General features: G+C 65.0%; 1 protein-coding gene. It reads left to right on the top strand.

Features of this window, described 5'->3' with window-relative positions:
- The coding region (locus V5P19_RS24570) for a tripartite tricarboxylate transporter substrate-binding protein (protein ID WP_334408120.1) at nt 1-234 on the top strand (234 nt) is incomplete at both ends.

The raw sequence follows: 234 nt of genomic DNA, 5'->3' as shown, positions 1-234 counted from the left end.
CGGCTACACGCTGTTCGTCGGCGCCAACGGTCCGGTGCTGTTCGCCACCGAGATCAACAAGCGCGAGGCCTACAGCTGGAAGAAGGACTTCCTGCCGATCTCGACGATCTCGCTGACGCCGCTCGTGCTCGAGGTCCATCCGTCGGTGCAGGCCACGACCTTCAAGGAATTCATCGATCTCGCCAAGCGCGAACCGGGCAAGCTGACCATGGCCTCGCCCGGCCCGGGCACCAC

Source organism: Enterobacter sp. UNJFSC 003 (genome assembly GCF_036903355.1).
In the GTDB taxonomy this organism is placed as follows: domain Bacteria; phylum Pseudomonadota; class Gammaproteobacteria; order Enterobacterales; family Enterobacteriaceae; genus Enterobacter.
This window is presented reverse-complemented; position numbering and strand designations above follow the sequence as displayed.